Source organism: Methylocystis sp. MJC1, from assembly GCF_026427715.1.
Taxonomy (GTDB): domain Bacteria; phylum Pseudomonadota; class Alphaproteobacteria; order Rhizobiales; family Beijerinckiaceae; genus Methylocystis.
Window position 1 is genome coordinate 830,269 of the sequence record NZ_CP107558.1, and the last position, 25,618, is coordinate 855,886.

Annotated in this window: 23 protein-coding genes and 1 pseudogene; 15 read left to right on the forward strand and 9 right to left on the reverse strand. The window is 63.3% G+C overall.

Features of this window, described 5'->3' with window-relative positions; translation table 11 throughout:
- Positions 1–83: 83 nt before the first annotated feature.
- The 3 genes from OGR47_RS04080 to OGR47_RS04090 are packed head-to-tail and all read right to left on the reverse strand — an operon-like array spanning position 84 to position 4,924.
- Positions 84–698: a TetR/AcrR family transcriptional regulator gene (locus OGR47_RS04080; RefSeq protein WP_165050966.1), complete on the reverse strand. Its 615-nt coding sequence runs from the start codon at positions 696–698 to the stop codon at positions 84–86.
- On the reverse strand, positions 695–3,817 hold the full coding sequence (locus tag OGR47_RS04085; RefSeq protein WP_165050964.1) for an efflux RND transporter permease subunit: 3,123 nt from the start codon (positions 3,815–3,817) through the stop codon (positions 695–697). The genes OGR47_RS04080 and OGR47_RS04085 overlap by 4 nt, the downstream gene beginning before the upstream one ends.
- Positions 3,818–3,829: 12 nt before the next feature.
- A complete protein-coding gene (locus tag OGR47_RS04090; protein WP_165050962.1) occupies positions 3,830–4,924 on the reverse strand; it encodes an efflux RND transporter periplasmic adaptor subunit in 1,095 nt (364 codons plus the stop codon).
- A 320-nt stretch (positions 4,925–5,244) separates the two neighbouring features.
- On the opposite strand from OGR47_RS04090, the gene dnaK reads away from it, so the two are divergent.
- From dnaK to dnaJ, 5 genes and pseudogenes are all read left to right on the forward strand, one after another.
- Positions 5,245–7,143, forward strand: a complete 1,899-nt coding sequence (gene dnaK, locus OGR47_RS04095; protein ID WP_165050959.1) for a molecular chaperone DnaK — start codon at positions 5,245–5,247, stop codon at positions 7,141–7,143.
- A gap of 101 nt (positions 7,144–7,244) precedes the next feature.
- Positions 7,245–7,535, forward strand: a complete 291-nt coding sequence (locus tag OGR47_RS04100; protein ID WP_165050956.1) for a nucleotidyltransferase family protein — start codon at positions 7,245–7,247, stop codon at positions 7,533–7,535.
- Positions 7,536–7,652: 117 nt separating this feature from the next.
- Positions 7,653–7,742 (forward strand): annotated as a pseudogene (locus tag OGR47_RS21775) (hypothetical protein); the annotation flags it as partial.
- A gap of 5 nt (positions 7,743–7,747) precedes the next feature.
- On the forward strand, positions 7,748–7,918 hold the full coding sequence (locus OGR47_RS04105) for a HepT-like ribonuclease domain-containing protein (RefSeq protein WP_246729651.1): 171 nt from the start codon (positions 7,748–7,750) through the stop codon (positions 7,916–7,918).
- A gap of 1 nt (position 7,919) precedes the next feature.
- A complete protein-coding gene (gene dnaJ, locus OGR47_RS04110) occupies positions 7,920–9,041 on the forward strand; it encodes a molecular chaperone DnaJ (RefSeq protein ID WP_165050953.1) in 1,122 nt (373 codons plus the stop codon).
- Positions 9,042–9,134: 93 nt separating this feature from the next.
- Here dnaJ and OGR47_RS04115 read toward each other — a convergent pair whose 3' ends face one another.
- The 3 genes from OGR47_RS04115 to OGR47_RS04125 form a co-directional block, all read right to left on the reverse strand.
- On the reverse strand, positions 9,135–10,550 hold the full coding sequence (locus OGR47_RS04115; protein WP_165050951.1) for an amino acid permease: 1,416 nt from the start codon (positions 10,548–10,550) through the stop codon (positions 9,135–9,137).
- Positions 10,551–10,645: 95 nt separating this feature from the next.
- Positions 10,646–10,984, reverse strand: coding sequence for a small metal-binding protein SmbP (smbP, locus tag OGR47_RS04120; protein WP_165050948.1), 339 nt, complete (start codon positions 10,982–10,984; stop codon positions 10,646–10,648).
- A gap of 97 nt (positions 10,985–11,081) precedes the next feature.
- Complete coding sequence (locus OGR47_RS04125; protein ID WP_165050946.1) at positions 11,082–11,483, reverse strand: DUF3775 domain-containing protein; 402 nt, start codon at positions 11,481–11,483, stop codon at positions 11,082–11,084.
- A 374-nt stretch (positions 11,484–11,857) separates the two neighbouring features.
- Here OGR47_RS04125 and OGR47_RS04130 point away from each other — a divergent pair, with 374 nt between their 5' ends.
- The 4 genes from OGR47_RS04130 (at position 11,858) to phaC (ending at position 16,668) form a co-directional block, all read left to right on the forward strand.
- Entirely contained in the window at positions 11,858–12,526 is a 669-nt protein-coding gene (locus tag OGR47_RS04130) for a hypothetical protein (RefSeq protein ID WP_165050944.1), read from the forward strand.
- Positions 12,519–13,151 carry an iron-containing redox enzyme family protein gene (locus tag OGR47_RS04135; protein WP_165050941.1) on the forward strand — a complete coding sequence of 211 codons (633 nt, stop codon included), beginning with the start codon at positions 12,519–12,521 and terminating at the stop codon, positions 13,149–13,151. Before OGR47_RS04130 ends, OGR47_RS04135 begins: the two co-directional genes overlap by 8 nt.
- 135 nt (positions 13,152–13,286) lie before the next feature.
- Positions 13,287–14,402: an alanine dehydrogenase gene (gene ald, locus OGR47_RS04140; RefSeq protein WP_165050938.1), complete on the forward strand. Its 1,116-nt coding sequence runs from the start codon at positions 13,287–13,289 to the stop codon at positions 14,400–14,402.
- A 232-nt stretch (positions 14,403–14,634) separates the two neighbouring features.
- Positions 14,635–16,668 carry a class I poly(R)-hydroxyalkanoic acid synthase gene (gene phaC, locus OGR47_RS04145; protein ID WP_206527428.1) on the forward strand — a complete coding sequence of 678 codons (2,034 nt, stop codon included), beginning with the start codon at positions 14,635–14,637 and terminating at the stop codon, positions 16,666–16,668.
- Between the two features lie 172 nt (positions 16,669–16,840).
- On the opposite strand, the gene OGR47_RS04150 is transcribed toward phaC, so the two are convergent.
- The 3 genes from OGR47_RS04150 to OGR47_RS21780 all read right to left on the reverse strand — a co-directional run bounded on the left by OGR47_RS04150 (position 16,841) and on the right by OGR47_RS21780 (position 18,740).
- Positions 16,841–17,068, reverse strand: a complete 228-nt coding sequence (locus tag OGR47_RS04150; protein WP_165050937.1) for a hypothetical protein — start codon at positions 17,066–17,068, stop codon at positions 16,841–16,843.
- Between the two features lie 148 nt (positions 17,069–17,216).
- A complete protein-coding gene (locus tag OGR47_RS04155; protein WP_165050935.1) occupies positions 17,217–18,317 on the reverse strand; it encodes a HupE/UreJ family protein in 1,101 nt (366 codons plus the stop codon).
- A 117-nt stretch (positions 18,318–18,434) separates the two neighbouring features.
- Positions 18,435–18,740, reverse strand: coding sequence for a hypothetical protein (locus OGR47_RS21780; RefSeq protein WP_306792331.1), 306 nt, complete (start codon positions 18,738–18,740; stop codon positions 18,435–18,437).
- A 29-nt stretch (positions 18,741–18,769) separates the two neighbouring features.
- Between OGR47_RS21780 and OGR47_RS04160 the strand changes: the two genes are divergently transcribed.
- The 6 genes from OGR47_RS04160 (at position 18,770) to dnaG (ending at position 25,609) form a co-directional block, all read left to right on the forward strand.
- Entirely contained in the window at positions 18,770–19,627 is an 858-nt protein-coding gene (locus tag OGR47_RS04160; protein ID WP_306792330.1) for a HupE/UreJ family protein, read from the forward strand.
- A gap of 48 nt (positions 19,628–19,675) precedes the next feature.
- Positions 19,676–20,131 (forward strand): nickel-responsive transcriptional regulator NikR, encoded by a 456-nt coding sequence (nikR, locus tag OGR47_RS04165; RefSeq protein WP_165050933.1) that lies wholly within the window; start codon positions 19,676–19,678, stop codon positions 20,129–20,131.
- Between the two features lie 137 nt (positions 20,132–20,268).
- Positions 20,269–22,701, forward strand: coding sequence for a TonB-dependent receptor (locus tag OGR47_RS04170; protein WP_165050931.1), 2,433 nt, complete (start codon positions 20,269–20,271; stop codon positions 22,699–22,701).
- Between the two features lie 73 nt (positions 22,702–22,774).
- Complete coding sequence (locus OGR47_RS04175) at positions 22,775–23,113, forward strand: antitoxin Xre/MbcA/ParS toxin-binding domain-containing protein (protein WP_165050929.1); 339 nt, start codon at positions 22,775–22,777, stop codon at positions 23,111–23,113.
- Positions 23,106–23,669 (forward strand): RES family NAD+ phosphorylase, encoded by a 564-nt coding sequence (locus OGR47_RS04180; RefSeq protein WP_165050927.1) that lies wholly within the window; start codon positions 23,106–23,108, stop codon positions 23,667–23,669. The genes OGR47_RS04175 and OGR47_RS04180 overlap by 8 nt, the downstream gene beginning before the upstream one ends.
- Before the next feature lie 29 nt (positions 23,670–23,698).
- On the forward strand, positions 23,699–25,609 hold the full coding sequence (gene dnaG / locus OGR47_RS04185) for a DNA primase (RefSeq protein ID WP_165050925.1): 1,911 nt from the start codon (positions 23,699–23,701) through the stop codon (positions 25,607–25,609).
- The last annotated feature ends 9 nt before the right edge of the window (positions 25,610–25,618 follow it).

Here is a 25,618-nt window from a genome sequence, read left to right on the forward strand (position 1 = left end):
AGCCGCAAGACTGACGTCTCTTCTCCCGGGGCGAGACATTCTATACAAGCGGCGCGGGTGGCGTATAGGCTAAATCCTCGCCGTCAGGAGCCCACGCCCGCGCGCAAAGCCGTGAGGCAGAAATCGATCATCTGCGCGCTCGTGGGATGCGGGCGATGGGCGAATTCGACCATCAGGTGGGGGTGGCAAAAGCGCACGCAGGCGGTGCGAACGAGCGCGCTGGCGAGCCTGGCGTCGCCCTTGGCGAATTCGCCGCTTTCCATGCCCGAGGCGATGATGCGTTCGAATATCCCGTCCAGCCGGTCGATATGGTCGTCGATCAAGGGCCAGTGTTCGTTCAGCGCCGCCTCGACCATCTCGTGCAGCTTGCGATCGGCCAAATAGCGTTCGGCGTTCATCGCTTCGCTCGCCAGCACCAGCGTCTTCAACCGCTCGGCGGCGGTGCCAGGCCCCGACGCGAGGCGCTCGGCGGCGGCCTCCACTTCGCCCATCAACTGGCGGGCGACGGCCATATGGATTTCCGACTTGGAGCCGAAGAAACGATAGACATTCGCGGGAGACATACGCAGCTCGCGCGCAATATCCGCCACCGTCGTCTTCTGGAAGCCGATCTCGCGGAACAGCCGCTCGGCCGTCGCGACGATCCGCGCGCGCTGTTCGTTCTCACGTGCGTTGGGGACGTCTTCTACCGCGCTCATTCTGCGGCCTCGCCGATGAAGTCCGCTGGCAGGGTCGCGTCGTCGTGCGCCGCGAGCGCGGCGCCCTCGTTGAGATGCTTGCGGAACCAGAACGCATAGAGCGCCGGCAGGAACAGCACGGTGAGGAAGGTCGCGACGAACAGGCCGCCCATGATGGTCAGCGCCATCGGCCCCCAAAAGGCGGAATGCGAGAGCGGGATTATCGCGAGAATCGCGGCAAGCGCAGTCAGCGCCACCGGACGCACGCGCCGCACCGTGGCGCCGATGATCGCCTCGCGATAATTGGCTCCGCTTTCGAGATCCTGCCGGACCTGATCGACGAGGATGATGGAATTACGCATGTCCATGCCTGAAAGCGCGATAAGGCCAAGCAGCGCCACAAAGCCGAAGGGCGCATGCGCCAGATTCAACGCGAGAGAGGCGCCGATAAGGCCGAGCGGGGCGCTCATCATCACAAGCGCGACGCGCGTGAAGTTCTGGAGCTGGAACATCACGATTGTGAGCATGGCGAAAATGACGATCGGGAAGACGGCGAAGATAGAGGTGTTGCCTTTGGCCGACTCCTCGATGGCGCCGCCCATCTCCATCCGGTAGCCCTGCGGCAGTCGCTCGCGGATATCGGCGAGCTTGGGCCAAAGACGCGTCGAGACGTCAGGCGCCTGCACGCCGTCCTTGACGCCCGAGCGGACCGTGATCGTCATGTTCCGATTGCGCCGCCAGAAGATCGGCTCCTCGTGCTCATAGACGATCTTGGCGACCTGCGAGACTGTCACCGGCTTGCCGTCGCGCGAATAAACGACCATATCGCCGAGCCGCCCAAGGTCGCCGCGCTCGCCCGGTTCGGCGCGCGCTACGACATCGATCTGGTCGATGCCGTCGCGCAGCGTCGTCACGGTGACGCCGGAGATGACCATGCGCAGGCGATTGGAGATGTCCTGAGGCGTCACGCCGAGAAGGCGGGCGCGATCCTGATCGATGACGAGACGCACGCTCGGCGTCTGCTCGTTCCAGGAGAGATGCGGATCGTCGACGCCCTCGTCCGTCGCCATCACGTCGCGCACCTGATAGGCAACGGCGCGCACCTTCTCGGGGTCGTCGCCGATGATGCGGAACTGCACCGGAAAGCCTGTCGGCGGGCCGTAGCTGAAGCGTTCGACGCGCGCGCGCGCTTGCGGCACGGCGCCATTGGCGATCGCCGCGTCGAGCTTTTTCTTGAGCCGTTCGCGGGCCGCAATATCCTTGGAGACGATGACGATCTCGGAATAAGCTTCGTTTGGCAGTTGCGGATTGAGCCCGAGCCAGAAGCGCGGCGGCCCTTGGCCGATATAGCTTGTGTAGAACGCCGCGTCTGGATCGTCCTTGATGAGCGCCTCGGCCTGCCGCGCCGCCTCCGAAGAGGCGCTGATCGAGGAGCCCTCCGGCAGCCGCAACTGGAAGAAGAGCTCCAGCCGCTCGGCATAGGGAAAGAACTGTTTCTGCACCACGATCATGCCGGCAATCGACAGAGCGAAGATCCCCGCCGTCGAGGCGATCACGAGAAGACGGTTATCCACCGCCCATGTGACGAGCCGCCTCAGACGCTTGTAGAAAGGCGTCCTGTAGATTTCGTCCGGATCGTGCAGCGCATGCGTCTTGCTGAAATCGGGCAGGAGCTTCACGCCGAGAAAGGGCGTGAACATCACGGCGACGAGCCATGACGCCATAAGGGCGATGAGCAGCACCCAGAACATGGAGCTCGTATATTCGCCGACAGCGGAATTTGCGAAGCCCACGGGCAGAAATCCAGCCGCGGTGATGAGCGTGCCGGTGAGCATGGGAAAGGCGGTCGACTCCCAGGCGAAGGTCGCGGCTTTGATGCGGTTGTAGCCTTGCTCCATCTTCACCATCATCATCTCGACCGCGATGATGGCGTCGTCGACGAGAAGGCCGAGCGCGATGATGAGCGCGCCGAGCGAGATGCGCTGCAGGTCGACGCCCATCAGATTCATGAAGGTGAAAACGAAGGCGAGAACCAGCGGCACCGAGAGCGCCACGACAATGCCCGTGCGAAATCCCAACGAGACGAAGCTGACCCCGAGAACGATGACGAGCGCTTCGAGGAAGGATCGGGTGAACTCGCCAACCGCGTCCTCGACGACCTTTGGCTGATCGGCGACCTGGTCGATGTCGATTCCGATCGGAACCTTTGCGCGCACCTCGTCGACGGCGGCGGTCACAGCCTTGCCGAATTTGAAGACATTGCCGCCCTTCGCCATGACGGCGCCGACGACCATTGCAGGCTTGCCCTTGTAGCGGGAAAGGAAGGACGGCGGGTCCTCGAAGCCGGCGTAGACATTGGCGATGTCGCCGAGGCGGATGACTTTTCCATTGGCTGGAACAGGAATGGCGGCGATCGCGTCGGCGCCTTTCAACTCTTCTGTGACCTTGATGCGGACGCGATTGGAAGAGGTTTCATAAACGCCGGCGTCATTCACGGCGTTCTGCTTGGCGAGCGAGTCGAAAATGGCCTGCGGCTCGACGCCCAGATTGGCGATCTTGGCTTCGCTGAACTCCACGAAGATACGGCGCAACTGCTCGCCATAGACGTCGACCTTCACGACGTCTGGCGTCTCGATCAGCCGCTGGCGCAGAACTTCGACGACCTTGTCCAGCATATTGTAATCGGCGCCGTCGCCGGTGACCGCGTAAAGCACGGCGTCGACGTCGCCATATTCGTCGTTGACCAGCGGGCCCTGGACGCCTGCCGGCAGATCGCCCTTGATGTCGCCGAGCTTCTTGCGCAGCTGATAGAAGAGCTGGGGGATTTCCTTGGGCGGCGTATTATCCTTGAAGGTGACCTGCATCGCCAGGAAGCCTGGCTTCGTGTAGGTGTCGATCTTCTCGAGATAGGGCAGCGTCTGAAGCTTCTTTTCGCAAAGATCCGCAACCTGGTCGCGCATCTCGCTCGCCGTCGACCCTGGCCAGAGCGCGGTGACATTCGCCACCTTGATGGTGAAGGACGGGTCCTCCGCGCGCCCGAGGCGCAGATAGGAATAGCCGCCGGCGACGCCGATCGCCAGCATCAGGAAGAGCATCAGCGCCGGCCGCGACACCGCCCATTTCGATAGGTTGAAGCCCATGGCGCCTGTCTCCTACAGCGACTGGCGCGTCATGACACGCACCTTTCGCCCGGCTTCCAGCTTGTGCACGCCGAGCACGACGATTTGATCGCTTTCGGAAAGGCCCGAGACAAGCGCCGCGTCCGACGCGTAACGGACGAGCTTGACCGGAGCGAGCGTTAGGCGGCTGTCGGCGCCGACCTTCCAAACCGATGGCCCGTCGCCCTGATTGTAGAGAGCCGAGAGCGGCACGCTCATCACCGTCTGGGCGCCCGGCGCCGAGATGGCGAGCGTCGCGCTCATGCCGAGCTGCACCGCCTGGTCCGGGTCGAGAATCGAATAGCGCGCGGCGAAGGTGCGCGTCGCGGCGTCGGCGGCCGGGCTCAGCTCGCGAAGCTTCGCCTGATAGGTCTTTCCCTTGTTGGACCAAAGCGTCAGAGTCGCCGTCCCTTTGTCGGCCAGCGGGACGAAATCCTCCGGCAGCGAGACCGCCGCCTCGAGCTCTCCGGAATGGGCGAGCTTGATCGCCGTCTGCCCGGCAATCATGACTTGACCCGGCTCGATGAGCGTTTGCGTCACCACGCCGTCGCCGTCGGCGCGAAGGGTGGCGTAGTCGATCGAGTTGCGCGACAGCTCCAGCGCGCGCTCGGCCCGTTGCTGGCGCCCGCGCGCCTCCTGGGCGGCGGCGCGAATGCGATCGAGCGCCGCGTCGGTCGTCCAGCCGTTCTTGCGTAAGGCGAGCGCGCGTTTCTCGTCGCCGAGCGCCTGCGCCAGGACCATTTTCGCGGCGGAAAATTCCGCCTCCGCCTGCTCGGCCTGGAGCTTCAGATCGTTTTCGTCCAGCGCTGCGAGCGGGGCGCCGGCCCTCACCTTTTGGCCTGCCTGGACGAATCGCTTCACAACCTTGCCCGTGACGCGGAAACCGAGGTCCGATTCGACGCGCGGGCGGATGGTCGCGACAAATTCCCGCGGCTGCGACTGCGCCGCGAGTCGCGGCTGGGAGACAAGCACAGGCCGGTCATTGGACGCGTCGCCGGGCTGGTCGCGCCGTTGCTCGCAAGCGGCGAGCCCAAGCGCGGCCAAAAGAGCAGCGACGCCCAAGGAAATTGATGAAGCAAGCTTGGTCATTGTATGAGGAGCGCCTCCGCGCGCCTGGAGGAGTAATGACTGACGATTTTTAATATTTATCACTCGTCACCAGCAGTCAAGCCCCGACCTAAGGCATTCGGTCGGAATCTTGCAAGGCCCCGGCCGCCAATTCCATGCCCGCTTGTCGCGGAGGAATCCTTCTTCTATATGCGGCCAACCCTTGCGGCAGGCTTGGGCGAACACAATCTTGGGGAACGATAGCGCTTCTGGATCGCGCGGCGGGCTCATGGCGAGCCGCCGTCCAAGAGCGTCGAAGGGACCGCTTCGGGGTCCAAATTCGAAAGCGAAAGGAACGACATATGGCCAAAATTATCGGCATCGACCTCGGCACGACCAACTCCTGCGTGGCCGTCATGGAAGGGTCGAGCCCCAAAGTCATTGAGAACGCCGAAGGCGCGCGCACGACTCCCTCGATCGTCGCCTTCACCGACGACGGCGAGCGTCTGGTCGGCCAGCCGGCGAAGCGTCAGGCGGTGACGAACCCCGACAAGACCTTCTTCGCCATCAAGCGCCTCATCGGCCGCACCTTCGAAGATCCGATGACCAAGAAGGACATCGGCCTCGTCCCCTATAAGATCGTGAAGGCCAATAACGGCGACGCCTGGGTGGAAGCCGCGGGCAAGCAGTATTCGCCTTCGCAGATTTCGGCCTTCATCCTCCAGAAGATGAAGGAGACGGCGGAGGCCTATCTCGGCTCGACCGTCACGCAGGCCGTCATCACGGTTCCCGCCTACTTCAACGACGCCCAGCGTCAGGCGACCAAGGACGCCGGCAAGATCGCCGGCCTCGAAGTTCTGCGAATCATCAACGAGCCGACGGCGGCGGCGCTGGCCTATGGCCTCGACAAGAAGCAATCCGGCACGATCGCGGTCTACGACCTCGGCGGCGGCACCTTCGACGTCTCGGTTCTCGAGATCGGCGACGGCGTCTTCGAGGTGAAGTCGACGAATGGCGACACCTTCCTCGGCGGCGAGGACTTCGACAACCGGCTCGTCGAATATCTCGCCAGCGAGTTTAAGAAAGAGCAGGGCATCGACCTCACGAAGGACAAGCTCGCCCTGCAGCGCCTGAAGGAGGCAGCTGAAAAGGCGAAGATCGAGCTCTCCTCCGCCACGCAGACCGAGATCAACCTGCCCTACATCACCGCCGACGCCACGGGTCCGAAGCATCTGACCCTGAAGCTGACGCGCGCGAAGTTCGAGGCGCTGGTCGACGATCTCATCCAGCGCACGGTCGAGCCCTGCAAGAAGGCGCTCAAGGACGCCGGCCTCACGGCGGCCGAGATCGACGAAGTGGTGCTCGTCGGCGGCATGACCCGTATGCCGAAGGTGCAGGAGGTCGTGAAGCAGTTCTTCGGCAAAGAGCCCCATAAGGGCGTCAACCCGGACGAAGTCGTCGCCATCGGCGCGGCGGTCCAGGCGGGCGTTCTGCAGGGCGACGTGAAGGACGTGCTGCTGCTCGACGTGACCCCGCTGTCGCTCGGCATCGAGACGTTAGGCGGCGTGTTCACGCGCCTCATCGACCGCAACACGACGATCCCGACCAAGAAGAGCCAGGTGTTCTCGACCGCCGAAGACAATCAGCAGGCCGTGACCATCCGCGTCTTCCAGGGCGAGCGCGAAATGGCGGCGGACAACAAGCTGCTCGGCCAGTTCGACCTGATGGGCATTCCGCCGTCCCCGCGCGGCATGCCGCAGATCGAGGTGACCTTCGACATCGACGCCAACGGCATAGTGAACGTCACGGCGAAGGACAAGGCCACCAACAAGGAACAGCAGATCCGCATCCAGGCCTCTGGCGGTCTCTCGGACGCCGACATCGACAAGATGGTCAAGGACGCCGAGCTGCACGCGAGCGAGGACAAGAAGCGCCGCGAGCTGGTCGACGCCAAGAACCATGCTGAAGCCTCGATCCATACGGCCGAGAAGGCCGTAACGGATTACGGCGACAAGGTCTCCGGCGCCGACAAGAGCGCGATCGAGGCGGCAATCACGTCGCTGAAGAGCGCGCTCGAAGGCGATGATGTCGAGACCATCAAGGCTAAGACCAATGAGTTGGCCCAGGCCTCGATGAAGCTCGGTGAGGCGATGTACAAGGCCCAGCAGGCCGACGCGACCGGCGCCGGCGCAGCCGAGGCCCCGAAGGACGACGTGATCGACGCCGAGTTCAAGGACGTCGGCGACGACCACAAGAAGTAAGCGCGCTCTGGCCCCGAGCGGCCGAATGCGCTAGCCAACGGAAGCCCGGCGTGAGAGCGCCGGGTTTCGTTGCATCCAAGCGAGGCCAGGGAAGGCCCCAAATGAGACCCTCCGCGGCGCTTGAATTACATCGCGAAGCTGTCCGGGCGGCGGTGCATCGCTACCGCACGGCCAATCCGCGCGTGTTCGGCTCCGTTCTGCATGGGGAGGATCACGAGGGCAGCGACATCGACATTCTGGTCGATGCGCTCCCGGGAGCGACCCTGTTCGATCTTGGCGGCCTGCAAATGGACCTGCAGGGCATTCTGGGCGTGCGAGTCGATCTGCTGACGCCGCAGGAGCTGCTTAAGCGCATTCGCGCCCAGGTGATCTCCGAGGCGGAGCCGATATGAGGGACCGGAACGTCTTCTTCGTCCTCGACCAAATATTAGAGGCGAGTCGGCGAGCCACGTCCTTTGTAGAGGGAAGAACAGGATTTTCTCGCCGATGCCCGAACGCAGCAGGCGGTCGCCATGAGCCTTGTCATCATTGGCGAGGCGGCGACGCGGCTCGGACGAGATCAGGGGAGTTTGTCGCGGCGCATCCTAACCTGCCGTTGAATGACATGGTTGGATTGCGCAATCGGATCGCCCACGGCTATACCGAGCTGAACTTTCGCGTCAATTGGCAAACAGTGCTGTCAGGCGCGCCGGAATTGCTTTGTCGCCTCGATACCATTTATGAGGCTGCTGGAGAGCAATTAGGCGGCGCGCCGAACGGACCAACCGAAGACTAAAATGTCCAAACGCGATTATTACGAAGTCCTCGGCATCTCGAAGACCGCGACGGAAGTCGAGATGAAGATCGCTTTTCGCAAGATGGCGATGCAATGCCATCCTGACCGCCATCCGGGCGACGCGGAGGCTGAGGCGCGCTTCAAGGAATTGAACGAGGCCTATCAGACCCTCACCGATCCGCAGAAGCGCTCGGCCTATGACCGCTTCGGCCACGCCGCATTCGAGCAGGGCGGCATGGGGGGCTTCGGCGCGTCGGAAGGCTTCGGCGCCTCCATGGCCGATATCTTCGAGGATCTCTTCGGCGACGTGATGGGCCGACGCGGCGGCCGCTCCGGCGGGCGCGAGCGCGGCTCCGACCTGCGCTACAATATGGAGATCACGCTGGATGAGGCCTATCACGGCAAAACCGCCTCGCTCCAGATCCCGACCTCGGCCACCTGCGAGGCCTGCGCCGGCACGGGCGCCAAGAAGGGCTCCAAGCCCAAAACCTGCACCACTTGCGCCGGCCACGGCCGCGTGCGCGCGCAGCAGGGCTTTTTCGCCATCGAACGCACTTGCCCGACCTGCCAGGGACGCGGCGAGATCATCGAGAATCCTTGCCCCTCCTGCTCGGGCTCGGGCCGCAAGACGGTGGAGCGCTCGCTTTCAGTCAATGTGCCGCCGGGCGTCGAGGACGGGACCCGCATTCGCCTTGCCGGCGAGGGCGAGGCCGGTATGCGCGGCGGACCGCCCGGCGATCTTTACATCTTCCTCTCGGTGAAGCCGCACCCCTTCTTCCAGCGCGACGGAGCCGACCTTTATTGCCGCGTGCCGATCTCGATGGTCCGCGCGGCGCTGGGCGGCGAAATCCAGGTCCATGCGCTCGACGGCTCGGAGGTCAAGATCAAGGTGCCGGAGGGAGCCCAATCCGGCCGGCAGATCAAGGCCAAGGGCAAGGGCATGCCGGTGCTACGCGGGCGCGACAACGGCGATTTGCATGTGCAGCTCAGCGTCGAGACCCCGCAGAAGCTCACCAAGCGGCAAAAAGAGCTGCTGGCGGAGTTCGAGAAGGAATCCTCGCACGAGACGCATCCCGAGGAGCATGGATTCTTCGCGCGAATGAAGGATTTGTTCGGAGGGTAGGGGGCGAGACGCGGCATGCCAGCTTAGACATGCCCTTTTTTACGTCATTGCTTCGCTTCGCTCGCAATGACGGTTTTCGCGCCGAACATTCGATTAAATGCGCGGAGAGTCTTCCGCGCAAGCCAGCCGGCTATGGCGTCGGCTGTAGAGAAAATAAATCGCCAGCCCGATCGCCATCCAAATGAGAAAGCGCTCCCAGGCGATGATCGGTAGCCTGGATAAGAGCCACAGCGAGAAGGCGACGCCGGCCAGCGGCGTGAAGGGCACGAAAGGCGTACGGAAGCTTCTCGGCGCATCGGGCCGGGTCTTGCGCAGCACAATGACGGCGATGCAAATGACCACGAAGGCCGATAGCGTGCCGATATTCACGAGCTCGGCCACTTCCTTGATCGGATAAAGCGCGGCGACGATCGCCGTCAGCGCGCCGGCGATGAGCGTCGGCCGATAGGGCGTGCGAAAGCGCGGATGCAGGACCGCGAACCATTGCGGCAGCAGGCCGTCGCGGCTCATCGCGAACCAGATGCGCGCGCAGCCAAGCAGAAACGCCAGCATCACGCTCGTAATGCCGGCGACAGCCGCAATCGAGACGATGAAGGCCACCCAGGGCAGGCCGATCGAGGCGAAAGCGGCGACGACGGGCGCCGGCGTGTCCAGCGTGTCGAAGCGTGCAATGCCGGTGAGCACCAGCGACATGGCGACATAGAGCGTGAGCGATATAGCGAGCGACAGCAGCACGGCGCGGGGCAGGTCGCGTTGCGGATGGCGCGCTTCCTCCGCCGCCGTCGTCAGCGTGTCGTAACCAAAGACCGCGAAGAACACGACCGCCGCGCCCTCGGCGACCCCCGAGAAGCCGAAGGGCATGAAGGGCCGCCAATTCTCGACGCGCACATAGGGCAGGCCGGCCGCGATGACGAAGAGCACGGCCGCGATCTTCAAAACCACCATCGCCGTGTTGAAGCGCGCGCCCCATTCGATGCGCAAAGTCAGCAGTGCGGCGACCCCGAGCGCGCCGAGCGCCGCGAGAAGATCGACGACATGACCGGGGCCTGTCCCAACCGCGCCGGCCGCCCAATCGGGAAGGGGAATGCCGAGCTGGGCGAGCAGCGCCTGAAAATAGCCCGACCAGCCGATGGAGACGACGGCGACGACCAGCGCATATTCGAGCAGAAGATCCCAGCCAATGATCCAGGCGACAAGCTCGCCGAGCACGGCGTAGGAATAAGTGTAGGCGCTGCCCGCGACAGGAATCAGACCCGCAAATTCCGCGTAGGACAGCGCGGCGGCGCCGCTGGCGACGCCGGCGATCAGAAACGACAAGGCGACGGCCGGGCCGGCCTGTGTCGCGGCGACGACGCCGGTCAGCACGAAAATGCCGACGCCGATCAATCCGCCGAGCCCGATGCTGGTGAGCTGCCACACGCCCAGCACGCGGGGGAAGCCGCCCGCGCGGTCGGCTTCCGATCGAAGGCGCTCGATGGATTTGGCGCGCGCCAGCTCGCGCAGGCTCATGCTTGCCCCCTTCATACCCGAGGCTTCACATAAGCGATCGCGCGAGCGCTGTCATGTTCGACAAAAGAGCGGGCAAAGTCGCCCTTTTGCGCGGCTTATTTCTCCGCCGCCTCGAGATGCGTCAGCGCTTCTTCCGCGTGCTTCGTCGCGGCTTCAGCCTTTTTCTCCTTGCCCGTCTCGATGGCCTTTTCGAGATGGGTGATGCCCTGCTTGATATGCGGGTTTGCCTTTTCCTTCTCTGCCGCCTCGGCGTGCTTCAGCGCTTGTTCGGCGTGGGTCGCGAGGACGTCGGGATGGCCCATCTTGCCATGCTCGATTGCCTGTTTTGTATGCGCGATCGCTTCCGAAAGATGGCTTTCGGCGAAGGCCAGCCGTGGCGCGAAGGCCAATCCGAGCGCCAGGGAAAGCGCGACAGCGAAAACTCTGCGGTCCATGGAACCTCTCCTCAAATAGACGCCGCACAGGCCCATATGGAGCGGCTATGTCGCTCTTCCAGCGTCGCAGCGGCGCGGCCCAGGGTCGCTGCGGGCTTTATTGCCTGTCAGCCGCGTAAAGCGTGCAGCTTTCGCCGAATGCGCCGAGGCCCTCCTCCAGAAGAGAGGCGAGGAGGGGGATGCCCAGGAGATAGGCTGAAGGGGAGCCCTGGCGCCGGTCGCGCGCCTGGCGCAACGCCTCGTTCCAATCCGCCGCTGCGAAGTCGCCGCGCCCGACCCAGGCCAAAGCCACAAGCTCCGCCTGTTCGTCCTCGTCCATGGAGTCGATGAAGGAAGCGATTTCGTTGCGCACAGAGTCGAATGCGTCCTCGGTCATGACGCTGACGAAATTGTCGTCGGTCGCATTGGAGGCGTCGGCCTCCATGCCTTCGTCCTCGCTTTCGAGTTCGCGCGCTTTGACGACGATAAAGCAAACCTTGTCGGTGCTGATGGTGGGCATGGCCGTTCCTCTCCGTGTCATCTGATCCGGCGGCTGAACCGCGACCTTTGTCCGCGAGCGGCGCCCCTTGCATATATTCATCGCGGATAATTTCGGCCGGTCTCGGCGCAATATTTTTGGCGGCGATTCAAAGTGACGTCCGAAAAGGACGCCCCGCCGCGGATGCGGAAACCACGCGCCTGCGATAGTGAAGACCGTGCTATGCAGAAGTAATTCATGCAAAACAAATAATTAACTACTGGAATATTGTTATTAAAATAAAGTATTATATAGTTTTATGTGTGCGCCAATTTTCTGACACTATTGATTTATACTACTATGTAGTGAGTAAAAAGTAGGAGTAAATTGAAATGATGTCTAACGAAAGTTTGCGAATGTTACGCATTGTTTCTCTTCCCGGCTCGAATCCGTCGCCCAGTCAATTGAGCGACTATAAGAGCGCCTACGCCATGTGGAAGATGGTCTGGTCCGAGACATTCAGGGAATTGGATGGGTTGGACAGAATGTTCGCCGACGATTTCTCCCGGCAGGACGAAATCCTCTGCGTTTTTCGCGGGCCCGTGTGTTTGGCGCTGGGCCTTATGCGCTGGAGAGATATCGAGCTCCCGAGCGTGCGTGAGGATTCTTACTTTCAAATGTGGCCGACGGAAGCGATCGATAAGCTGTCCGCCAATGGGAAAGACATCGTCATCTGCTGCAATTTGACCGTCCATCCCATGGCCCGGAGCAACGCGCTCGGCCTGCCGATGAAAGACGTCATGATGGGCCTTCTGATTCAGCGCTTTCTAGAATCGGGCGCCGACGCCATGACCGGCGCCATGCGCGCTGATCGCGGCATGCACACGACGACTTATCGGCTCGGCGCGACCGCCGTGGCGACCGGTTTGGTTCACCACAATTCGCCGGTCGATCTCGTCGCGTTCTTCCCTGAGAATATGACCGGCGGGGAGGCGGAGGTTGCGAGCGCAGTCCGATATCTCTGGGGCGTCAAGCGGCAACATCCCATCCAAAGGGCTCAATACAAGGGGGCGAAAAATGCGTGAAGCGCTCAATGTTCTTTTGAACAACGTGAAAAAGGAAATGTCGGCTTGCCCTTGGGAAAATCCGTACGCCTACGCCGATTTTCTCGCGCAGACTTATTACTACGTCTGCCACTCCACGAGGCTTCTGGGCCTTGCGGCAGGCCTTTGCCGGGTCGACAGAGACCTGCTTCATCGCCGCTTCGTTCAGCATATCGGCGAGGAAAAATTGCATGAGCGCCTGGCGTTGAACGACCTGCGCGGTCTGGGGCTGAAGCTCGAGGACTTTCCCGAACGTTCGATTACAAAGGCGTTTTACGAGGCGCAGTATTACAAGATCGAGCGCCTCGATCCCACGGCGCTCTTTGGTTACATCCTTCTTCTGGAAGGCGTCGCCGTGTCTCTTTGCCCTGAAATTTATCAGCGCATCGCGCGGGCGCATGGCAAGCAGTGCGCAAACTTCTTGAGGGTTCATGTCGAGGAGGACGTCGATCATTTGCCGAAAGCCTTCGCCCAGATCGAGGGCCTGTCGGCGAGTCAGAAAAACGATATCATGATAAATATGGCTCAGACCGCTGATCTTTACGGCAAGATCATCGCGCAGGCGGCTCAAAGCCCGAGCGTCGATGCGCGCGCAAGGGCGGCTTAGCAATATCGGGCTGATAAGCGCGACGCTCGCGTCCCACATGGGCGCGAGCGTCCTAACTGCGCGGCTTTACCGGAGCCCTTGTCCCGGACCGGCGCCCTTTGCATATATTGTTGGAGGAATTTTTCGGAGCGGCGGATGCGTGTCGGCGCGCCAAAGGAAATCAAGGACAATGAATATCGCGTCGGCCTGACGCCCTCTTCCGTCGCGGAATTGGTCCATGCCGGCCATGCCGTGCTGGTCGAGAAAGGCTCCGGCGAGGGCGCAGGCCTGACGGATGACGATTATGCGCGCGCCGGCGCCCGACTCGTCGAAGGGCCGGCGGAAATTTTTGCGAGCGCCGATCTCATCGTGAAGGTCAAGGAGCCCCAGCCGAGCGAAATCGGGCTGCTGCGGCCGGGACAGGTCCTCTTCACCTATCTTCATCTCGCCGCCGACGCCACGCTCACGCGGGCCTTGATGCAAAGCGGCGCAATCTGCATCGCCTATGAAACGGTGACGTCGCCGGGCGGCGGTCTGCCGCTTCTGGCGCCGATGTCGGAAATCGCCGGCCGCCTCGCCCCGCAGGCGGGCGCGCGCTTTCTCGAAAAAGGCGAGGGCGGGAGAGGCGTGCTGCTCGCCGGCGCGCCGGGCGTTCCATCGGCGGAGGTTCTCATTCTCGGCGCCGGCAATGTCGGCTTGCAGGCGGCGGCGATTGCGCTGGGCATGGGCGCGAGCGTGCTCATCGCCGATCGCAACGTCGACGCCTTGCGCCGTCTCGAAGCGAGATTCGGTTCGGCGGTGCGGAGCATCTATTCCACCCGCACATCCGTCGCCGAAACGATCAAGCACGCCGATCTCGTCATCTGCGCCGCGCTGACGCCGGGCGCCCGCGCGCCCATTCTCGTCACGCGCGACATGCTGCACACGATGACGCGCGGCTCCGTCATCGTCGACGTCGCCATAGATCAGGGCGGCTGCTGCGAGACCTCGCGCCCGACGAGCCATTCCGACCCGGTCTATATCGTCGACGGCGTCGTGCATTATTGCGTGACCAATATGCCGGGCGTTGTGCCGCGCACCTCGACCTTCGCGCTCAATAACGCCACTTTGCCTTTCGTTCTCGCAATCGCGAACAAGGGCTGGCGGGCGGCGCTTGCGGACGATCCCCATCTCCGCGCGGGGCTCGAAATCCTGGACGGGCGCGTCGTCTCGGCCCCGGTCGCGGCCGCGCATGAGCTGCCGCTGGCGTCGTTACCCGATCTTTCCTATTGAGCGATAGGCCCGGTCCCGCGACATCGTGGCGGGATGGCGGCGTTGCGACTTCTATGTGATTGTAACAGACCGAGGATATCCTTTCTTCGGCTCCCGAGGGGGCGCGGCGTCGGCGGCTTGTCACTTTTTTGGCCGCCGAAACGGCGATAGACCAAGGGGCGCCCGATCGTTATGGGCATAGCGCCCAGGCCGCCTCAAGCAGCCGCCCGCGGGAAAATTTTGAGGAGAAAGCATGACGGTCACGCGCGACGAAGAGCCTGCGGTCAAGGGGCGGAAGGCTCCGCCAGGGATCGAGGCGACGTCGGAGTCGGCTGAGCACAAGAAGAAAAAGAAGGCCGGGAAAAAAGCCAAGGCGGCGGCCGTCAAGGCAAGTGAGGCGGCGCCGGCGAAAGCGGAGCCTCCCGCGAGCGCCCCGCGCAAGGAGCGGAGAGCCGAGCCGCGGGCCGCCGAGGCCGGCGCGCAATCGATGTTGATGCCGCCGATTCCATCTCCGATGACGAGCGCCGAACTCGAGCTCATGGCCGAGAATATGGCCCAGCTCGTCGATCAAGGTCGCAAGGCCATTGCCGCGGCGATCGGCAATGTCGACGCGGGCGGGCCGCGCAGCGAGCTTGCGGCGAGCGTCGCCGACGCCACCAAGACGCTGGGCGTCGTCGCAGAATATTGGCTTGCGAAGCCAGATCGCGCCGCGCTGGCGCAGGCCGAGCTTTATGGCGGCCTGAGCGAAATCTGGCGTCAGACCATGCGCCGCTACACGGGCGAGAATGTTCCGCCGATCGTGCCGTCCGATCCCGCCGACAAGCGCTTCGCTTCGCCCGAATGGGAGCAAAATCCCTTCTTCGATTGGCTGCGCCAATCCTATCTCTACACCTCCCGCTGGGCGGGCGAGTTGGTCGATAAAGCCGAGGGGCTCGATCCGCAAACGCGCGCCAAGGCGGCTTTCTACACGCGGCTACTCTCGAGCGCCGTATCGCCGTCGAACTTCGTCGCCACCAATCCCGAATTGCTGCGCGCGACGATCGAGAACAAGGGCGAAAACCTGATCCGCGGCCTGAAGATGTTCGCCGAGGACATCAACGCGGGCGGCGGCGTTTTGAAAATTCGCCAAAGCGACGACAGCAAATTCCGCCTCGGGATCGATCTCGCCAACACGCCCGGCAAGGTCATCTGGCGCAATGACGTGATGGAGCTCATTCAATACGCGCCGACGACCGAGGAGGTCTATGCGCGTCCGCTGCTCCTCATGCCGCCCTGGATCAATAAGTTCTACGTGCTCGATCTCAACAAGGAGAAGAGCTTCGTTCGCTGGGCGGTCGAGCAGGGCTTCACCGTCTTCATCATCTCCTGGGTCAATCCCGACGAGAGCAAGGCCGAGATGGGTTTTGAGGCCTATATGCACGAGGGGATTCTCACAGCGCTCGACGTCATCGAGAAGGCGACGGGCGCGCGCAAGGTGACGGCGGCGGGTTATTGCGTCGGCGGCACGCTGCTGGCGCTGACGCTCGCCTATATGGCGGCGAAAGGCGACGACCGCATCGAGAGCGTGACCTTCTTTGCGACGCAGGTGGATTTCAGCGAAGCGGGCGATCTGCAGATCCTGATCGACGAGGCGCGCATGGCGGCGCTCGACGAGGCCATGGCCAAGACCGGCTATCTCGAAGGCGTGAAGATGGCCAACGCCTTCAACATGCTGCGGCCAAACGAGCTGATCTGGACCTATGTGGTCAACAACTACATGAAGGGCGTCGAGCCCGTGGCCTTCGATCTGCTTTACTGGAACTCGGATTCGACGCGCATTCCGCGCGCCAACCACTCCTTCTACATGCGGAGCTGCTATCTCGAGAACCGCATCACGCGCGGCGAGATGGTGATGAGCGGCGTGCCGATCAATCTGCGCCTCGTGAAGATTCCCGTCTATTCGATCGCGACAAAGGAAGATCACATCGCCCCGGCGCGCTCGGTTTTCCGCGGCGACAAATTCTTCGGCGGCGAGGTCACCTATGTGCTCGGCGGCTCCGGCCATATTGCGGGCATCATCAATCCGCCGGCGAAGGGCAAATATGACTATCTGACCGGCGGACCGGTGAAGGGCTCGTTCGACGACTGGGTCGCGAACGCCGAGGCGCATCCCGGCTCCTGGTGGCCGCATTGGCTGGAATGGATCACGGCACAGGCGCCGCGCAAGGTTCCGGCGCGCGAGCCCGGCGGCGGCAAGCTGAAACCGCTTTGCGACGCGCCAGGTGAATATGTGCGGGTGAAGGCGTAACACGCGCTGTATCCCCGACGCTCGCAACGCGAGTGCTGAGGAATCCCGCCGTCATTGCGAGCGAAGCGAAGCAATCCAGGGCCGCGACGTGGCTCTGGATCGCTTCGTCGCTTTGCTCCTCGCAATGACGGCGGTGGTTAGACAAGCGTCGATGTGGGCTGCTCAAGCAGAGTCAGATCCCATGACCGCGCGCGAGATAGGCCAGCCGCGCGGCCATGCGTTCTATCTCCAGCGGATCATAGTCTGTGGGCAGGTCTTCGGGCGGCACGTCGGATTCGCTTGTGCGCGTCTCCATGCCGTCGTCGCGGAAGAAGAAACGGGCGCCGGTGGGGGTGAAGGTCACGACCCACTCGGCATTGTGTTTTTCGACGCGGAAGTCGTCGGTTCTCAGCGCGTTCATTGCAGCCGCTCCGGTTGGCGGCGGCAATTAGGGCAGGGCGGGCGGCGGGCAAGAGCCCCCTCCCCAACCCTCCCCCGCTTTGCGGGAAAGGGAGCAGATCGTCGCCGTCACCGACTTGTGGATCGCAAGCGTCTTCTCTCCCGGGATATCACGCCCCCGGAATGACGCCGATGCGCTGCAGGAACCAGAAGGCTCCGGCGAGCGCGATCAGCCCCGAGAGGGCGTAGACGAGCTTGTCGTGGCGTTTTCCGTCGGTGTGGCGGTCGATGTAGAAGAGGATCGGCAGCACCGCCATGACGATGGCGATCTGGCCGGCTTCGACGCCGATGTTGAAGGCCGCCAGCGCCGGCACGACCGCGCCCTGCGGAACGCCCATCTCCGTCAGCGCCGAGGCGAACCCGAAGCCGTGGATGAAGCCGAAGAGAAAGGTGTTGCGCCAACGCTGGTCGACCTTGTGCGACCAGAAATTCTCGGCGGCGACGAAGATGATCGAGGCGGCGATCAGCGCTTCGGTCAGCGACGAGGGCAGGGTGAAGATATTGAGCGCCGCGAGCGAGAGCGTGATCGAATGCGAGATGGTGAAGGCCGTGACGATCTTCACCACGGGCATGACGCTATGCGCCCATAGGATCAGCGCGAAGAGGAAGCAGAGGTGGTCGTAGCCGGTGACGATATGTTCGACGCCCGCCTCGAAGAATTTCTTCATGAGCTGCGCGGTCGTCTCCATGGGCTGCGAGAGGTCGAGCGGCGGGTTCTGCGGATAGAGCATGGTTTCGCCGGCGTTCTCGCCGAAGAGCGAGACGAGGTGCTTACCCTTCGAGCCCTGAGCGGCGAGAAGCTTGGTCGCGTCGTAGAAGGCCTTGCCAGTCGCCCCCGAGCAGTCGAAGCGCATGACGATGAGGGCGCTGTCCTGGTTCGTTGGGTCTTCGCCGGCTTTCTCGACCTTGGAGAGGCAGGCGCGGCCAGCCTCGTCGCGCATGGCGACGCGCTTGGCGACGAATTTGCCGATCTCTTCCTCCAGCACGCCCGGCGGCGAGAGATCGACGCCGGCGCGCTCGTCCATCGTGTCCTGGAACATGCGCTCGAGGTCGGTTGCGAGGAAGCCGACGTCCACCACATAGACGCGGTTTGGCTGCGGCGTGATTTTGGCGGTGGAAATATCCGGCGTATGCGCCAGCGCCGGCGCGGCAAGCCCGATCCCCATGCAGAAGAGTAGAAGGGCGGCCAGTCTCCTCCCGAACCCGGTCATCTCGACGTTCCTTTTTGTTATGGTTGGCGCGCACCATGCCAAAGGTGGGGAGGGCGGACAAGATCACGCGCATGTGATTCTCTGGCGCGAGCGTGTCGTTGACGCTGTATGATGTATTTATCGAATCATCATACAGCGCCGTTTGCAAGGCGCCGAGGGGAGCAGGCGTCCATGTTTTTGAAATTGGCTATTCTTCCAGTGTGCTTCGTCGCAACTTTGAGCTTCTCGACCCCGGCGGCGGCGCATACCGCCGACATTTCCAGCGCCCGAGTCATCCCGCAAGGCGAGAGCAAATACCGCGTGGATGTCGGCGTGCTGGGAACAGACATCGAGCGCATGTTTCAGGAAACCCAGGCGGAGCGCGCGGGCGTGGATCTTTCCCCGCCAGGCGTGCTGGAGCAGGAGATCGGCAAATTCGTCCAAAGCCGCGTCTCCCTGCAAAATGAGGGGGCGTGGCCTGCAAGAGCCGGGTCGGCTCGGTCGGGGAGGACCCGACCAACCCTTACGACGCCAAAATCGTCCTGCATTTCGACTGCACGGAAGCGCCGGGACAAATCTTCTATCACCCCGAAAAGCCCCTTGCTGCGCAAGGGGCGCGCGGCAAGCATCTCTTCAGCGTCGGCGAAAAGAAAGCGAACGAGCAGCTAACCGAAGCCCAGAAGCGTGGCGCCGAGCCCGGGCCGGGGCAGGAGATGCTGTTTCCCGGCGACGCCCCCGTCGACCTCTCCAAGCCTTTGCTATCGCCTTGGGAGCTCGCGCCCAAATTTTTCGCCGCCGGCGTCGAGCACATCATGACCGGTTACGATCATTTGTGCTTCCTCCTCGCGGTCGTCCTGTGGGCGACGCGCGTGTGGCCGGTCGTGAAGATCGTCACCGCCTTCACGGTCTCGCACTCGATCACTTTGACGCTGGCGGCCTTACAACTGGTCAACCTGCCGAGCTACTGGGTCGAGATCGCCATCGCATTGTCCATCATCTATGTCGCCGTCGAAAATTTCTTCACCCGCAAGACAGAGGGCCGGTGGCGCGACACTTTCGCCTTCGGCTTCATTCATGGCTTCGGTTTCGCCAGCGGCCTGATCGAATTGGGCGTCCCGCAACGCGCCATCGTGCCGGCGCTCGCAAGCTTCAACCTTGGCGTGGAAGCCGGTCAGATCGGCGTGGTGCTTGTCGTGCTGCCCCTGCTTATGGCCATCGACAAGGTCTTCAACAAGGGTGAGCGCAGTCCGCGGCTTGCCTACGCATGTTCCGCGATCATCGCCGCTTTTGGGATGTATTGGCTGCTGGTGCGGGTCGGCGTTGTAAAATAGGGCGCGCGTTGCTAGTTGCTTCGGGGTTCACAAGCCGGAGCAACTGCCTTGCAACGCGTGACGGTGACGATCGACGACGAGCTGATGAGCGCGCTCGATCTCTACATGGAGGCCGGCGGACATCAGAACCGCTCGGAAGCCGTGCGCGACCTCGTGCGGGCGGGGTTGCTCAAAGAGCCCAAGACGGACGACGGCGCGCGCAATTGCGTGGCGGCGCTCGTGTATGTCTATGACCACGAGACCCGGCAGCTCTCCAAAAAGCTCGTTCACGACCATCACAGCCACGCCGATATGTCCATCGCGACGCTGCATGTGCATCTGGACGAAGCCAGCTGTCTCGAGGTCTCGCTGCTGAAGGGGCAGAAATCCGAGGTCGAGCATTTCGCGAGCCATCTCATCGGCGAGCGCGGCGTGCGTTATGGGCAGCTTGTCGTGGTTCCCGCGCAGCCGGAGGATGAGGAGGCGCCGCCGGTTCACGCCAGCCACGGCCATGCGCATCGGTGAGTTTTTTTGCAACGCGGTATTTCTGTTGCAAAAATGTGACGTGGCGCCCAATTCGGTCGCGGCCTCGTTGACAGCCTGAGTTTGGCGTAAGAAACTTTTAAAAAAAGATCACACGCCTAAGTTTGGCTGGGGGGCTAATGAAACACCGTCTCACGTCCGTCTCTGTCTTCGCAATTGGAGCGGCTCTCGGCGTTTCCCCGGCCCTGGCGCAGCAGGCGCTGCCGACGATCACCGTCGGCCATACGCATGCCGTCACCCATACCCATGGCGGCCAGACCCATACCCATGCGGTCTACCACACCCATATCGTGCCGGCGCCGCGTCCGCTGACCGTGGCTCAGCCGGCCCCCGCTGCGCCCGCCGGCCCCACGCCGCCGCCGATCACTTCGTCGAGCGAGAAGTTTTTCACTGGCAAGGAGGTCAACGCCATCCCCTTCTCGCGTCCCGGCGAGGCTCTGGAGATCGTGCCCGGCCTCGTCGTGACCCAGCACTCGGGCGAGGGCAAAGCCAATCAGTATTTTCTGCGCGGCTTCAACCTCGACCACGGCAGTGACCTCGCGCTTTATCTGGACGGCATGCCGCTCAACATGCGCACGCATGGCCACGGCCAGGGCTATGCGGACGCCAACTTCATGATCCCCGAGCTGCTCGGTTATATGGTCGCGCGCAAGGGGCCCTATGACGCGCAGGACGGCGATTTCTCCTCGGCCGGCTCGATCTACCTGCAATACAAGGACAAGATCGATAAGGGGCTCTACCAGGTCACCGGCGGTAGCTTCGGCTATGGGCGCGCGCTCGCCATCGCTCCCTATAAGGATTTCGCCGGCGGCTCCGCCTATGGCGCCGTCGAGTCGCAATATTACAACGGCCCCTGGGAGCGCGGCGACAATCTGCGCCGAATCAACAGCGTGTTCCGCTGGCAGCGGGGCACGCAGGAAGACGGCGCGGCCGTCACCTTCATGGGCTACGCCAACCGCTGGTATTCGACGGATCAAATTCCGGAGCGGGCGGTCAACAGCGGGCTTCTCTCGCTCTGGGGCACATTGAACCCGACGGACGGCGGCGACACCACCCGCTTCTCGCTTTCCGGCCGATGGAGCCAGACCGAGGGCAACCATTCGAGCCGCGTCGAAGCTTATGTCGTGCGGTCCACGCTCGATCTCTACAACGACTTCACATATTTCGTTTCGAACCCCACTCTCGGCGACCAGTTCCGCCAATTCGACCGGCGCTGGATCGCGGGCGTCAATGGCCTGCATACGATCAAATGGGACAGTTTCGGACTGCCGGTCGAGACGCGGATCGGCGTCCAGGGCCGCTATGACGATATTCGCGTCGGCTTGCAGAACTCGTTCCGCCGCACGCCCTATGAGACGGTGCGCAATGACGGCGTGGGCGAGGGCAGCATCAGCTTCTGGACCGACACTAGCGTGCGCTGGACGCCCTGGCTGAAGACGGTCGCGGGCGGACGCTTCGATTACTACAACGCCAACGTCAATTCGCTGCAATCGCTGTGGGGCGCGCCGGTGGTCGCTTCAGCCGCCGGAACGCCGGCCTTCCTTTGGACGGGGCCGTTCAACAGCGGCTCGAAGGACGCGGCGCTCTTCAGCCCCAAGGCCTCGATCATCCTCGGGCCCTGGGCGAAGACGGAGCTCTTCGCCAATTATGGGGAAGGCTTCCATTCGACCGACGCGCGCGGAACGGTGCAGCAGGTCGACACGACGGCGCTATCGGCTCAGGACACGTTCTTGCCCGTGGCGCCCATCCCGCTGCTCGTGAAGTCGCGTGGCGCGGAAATTGGCGCGCGCACCAAGTTCCTCGAAGGGCTCGATTCGAGCGTCAGCTTCTTCTGGCTCAATCTCGATTCCGAGAATCAGTTTCAGGGCGATAGCGGCACGACGATCTTCGGTCGTCCGAGCCGCCGCTACGGCGTCGAGATCGCCAATCATTACCGACCCGTCTCCTGGGTCAATTTCGACGGCGACGTGGCGCTGGTGCATGCGCGCTATCGCGGCGTCGATCAGCAGCAGGCGCTTGCCTACGCCGATCTGCTGACGCCGCAGGCGCTGCCTTACGGGACCTTCCTCGGCAATGCGCCGGGCAATTTCCTGCAAAATTCCGTCGCCATAACGGCGATGGGCGGGCTGGAGCTCGGCGAGGCGACGGGCTGGTTCGGAGCGATCAAATATCGCTACATCGGCCCCCGCCCGCTGACCGAGGACGGCTATCTGAAGTCGCCGGCGACGGGCACGGTCAACGCCAGGCTCGGCTATCGCTGGGCGGACGGCTGGCGCGTGCAGCTCGACGCCTTCAACATCTTCAACTCGCGCTCCGACCAGATCACCTATGGCTATGGCTCGCTGCTGCCGAGCGATCCGCTCTACGGTCAATGCCGCGCGGGCGTCGCGCCGAGCGCGGTTTGCGCCATCGGCGTAATGGACCGCCATTTCAAGCCCGTGGAGCCGCCGGCGGTGCGCGTGACGCTCTCGGGGCCGCTGAGCTTCGACGGCGGGCCGGTGACGACGCTGCCGAATTTTGGGGAGCCGTTTCGGGCATTTGCGAAGAACTGAGAGTTGCAAAACGATTTCAGGAATTGATTTCCTGAAATCGCCCGCCATATGATGTTCCAGATCGGAGCGGGAAATGGCGACGGCTGTTGCAAAAATTATCGACCACCTCCGGGAAGACGGCGGTCTCCAGGGGAAGGACATTGCCAATATCGTCGAGGTCTCCCCCGCCACAGTCTCCCGCTGGTCCAGCGGCAAGGCGACCCCGGATTTACGCACACAGACGGTCATCGCCGAATTGCGCTACGTGGTCGACCGGCTTGGGGATTTCTATACGCCCGAAGAGACGCGCCTCTGGCTGCATACGCCGCATCCAATGCTAAAGGGCGAGCGGGCGATCGACCTCATCAATAGCGGCCGCACGCAAGAGGTGCTCGCCGTGATCGAGGCTTTGGATTCGGGCGCCTATGTCTGAGTCGCGGCGCGCCCGTGACATCGCGCTTCTCGACGCCATCGACGCCTTCAAGCGGGAGCCCTTTGCCCAGCCGGTCTGGCGGATATGCCGGGAGGGACGAGACCCGACGCTTGGCTCCGCTTCAAATAGCCGCTGGTGTAACGGGACCTACGACGTACTCTACACGTCTCTCGAACGCGACGGCGCACTTGCTGAAATCCATGCGCTTCTGAGCCTTCAGCCCGTTTTTCCGTCGAAACTGGTCTCGTACGTGAACAAGCTGAAGGTCGAGGCCAGGGAGACGCTGCGCATCGCCGATCTTCCGACGCTCGCCGCCCTTGGCGTCGATGTCGCGCACTATCGCGAGCGTGATTACGCCCGCACGCAGGAGGTCGCCGACGCTGCTTATTTCCTGGGTTTCGACGGGCTGGTGGCGCCGAGCGCCCGCTGGGAGTGTCTGAACGCCATGCTTTTCACGGACCGGGTTGCGCCGGGGGCGATAGTCGTGGAGCATTCCGAACCCCAGCCTGTGGATTGGCGGGCCTGGCGCGCGACCAAGGCCAAAAGCGGCGCCTAAATCGACGCCCTTCATGCTAAACCCCCCTCATGCGCTTCTCTCCCTCCTTCCTCGACGAAATCCGGGCGCGCGTGCCCGTCTCCGAGGTGGTGCGCAAAAAGGTCAAGCTTACTAAACAGGGCCGCGAGTGGCGTGGGCTCTCGCCCTTCAACGCCGAGAAGACGCCGTCCTTCTACGTCAACGACCACAAGGGCTTCTTCCATGACTTCTCTTCGGGCAAGCACGGCGACGGCTTTGCCTTTCTAATGGAGACGGAAGGGCTGACCTTCCCCGAAGCTGTGGAGCGCCTTGCCTCCCTCGCCGGCCTGCCGATGCCGGTCGAGACCCAGGAGCAGCGGGAGGAAGACCAACGCCGCGCGACGCTCGGCGACGCGCTGGAGTGGGCGGCCGAGTTCTTTCAAAAGCAGCTCGCGGCCCCCGCGGGGCGTGAGGCGCGGGCCTATCTCGACCGCCGTCAGGTCTCCGCCGCCTCGCGCGAGAAATTCCGCCTCGGTTTCGCGCCGGCTGAGCGCCACGCGCTGCGCGATTATCTCGCAGGGAAGGGCGCGGCGGTCGAGATTATGATCGAGGCCGGGCTGCTCATTCACGGCGACGATATCCCGGTTCCCTACGACCGTTTCCGCAACCGCGTGATGTTCCCGATCTGCGACCGGGGCGGGCGGGTCATCGCTTTCGGCGGGCGCGCCATGGAGGCGGACGCACAGGCAAAATATCTAAACTCCCCCGAGACGCCGCTCTTCCATAAAGGGGCCACGCTCTACAATCTCCACAACGCCCGCAAAGCCGCCCATGACGCCGGGACCGTCATCGCCGTCGAGGGCTATATGGACGTCATCGCGCTCACGGCGGCAGGGTTCGCGCATGCCGTCGCGCCGCTGGGCACCGCGCTCACGCCCGAGCAATGCAATCTCCTCTGGCGCATGGCCGAGGAGCCGATTCTGTGCTTCGACGGCGACAAGGCGGGGCTCAAGGCGGCCTTTCGCGCGGTCGATACGGCGCTCCCGCTCATCGGCCCCGGCAAGACCCTGCGCTTCGTGCTGCTGCCGGATGGGCAGGACCCGGACGAATTGCTGCGCGCCGGCGGCCAAAGCGCCGTGCAGCTGGCTTTGAGCCAGACCCTGCCGCTCGTGGATCTACTGTGGATGCGCGAAACCGATGGCGCCGTCCTCGATACCCCGGAGCGGCGGGCCGGGCTGGAGCGGCGCCTGCGCGAGATCGCCGGCCAGATCGGCGACGAGACTTTGCGCCGCTATTACGGAGAGGAATTACGCGATCGTCTTACCCGCCTTTTTGGCCGCGCGCCCGCGGCGCCTTCCAGGGGGCGTGATTTTACGCCGCGGCGCGGCCGCCCCTTCCGTCCCGGCGCGCCCGAGGCGTCGGGGCCGGTGCGGATCAGCCAATCGCTCGCCAATTCGCCGCTCTTTCGCGGCGTCAAGCCGCCAATCGCGCCGCGCGACGCGCTGATTCTCCTGATTTTGATGAATCACCCCGAAGTGCTTGCGGCCCAGGTCGAGGAGGTCGCGGGACTGGAGTTTGCCTCAACCGAGGCGTCCACCCTGCGAGATGCGCTGGTGCGCTGGACCGAAGCGGGGGGCGGCGAACGCGCCGATCTATTGCAAGGCATTGAAGAGTCGGGTCTTAGTGGCTCCGCTTCGCGGCTCGAAGGCATGGTCGCCCATGCGGCGCTCTGGAGCGTGCGGCCGGAGGCGTCGCCCGCCGACGCCGCAGAGAGCTTGCGTCAGGCTTTGGTCTTGCATCGCCGTTTCTGGGCGCTAAATAAGGAGCTTCGCGCGGTGGAAGCCCGACTGGCCGAGAATTCCAGCGAGCAAGATTTGGCGCGTCTGAGGGATATTCAAACGCAACTCTCCGCGCTAGATGGCGCGGAAGCGGCTCTCGAAGGGTTCGGGGCTTCTTCGGGCCGTTCGACGCGTTCGCTTTGACTTTGTGGA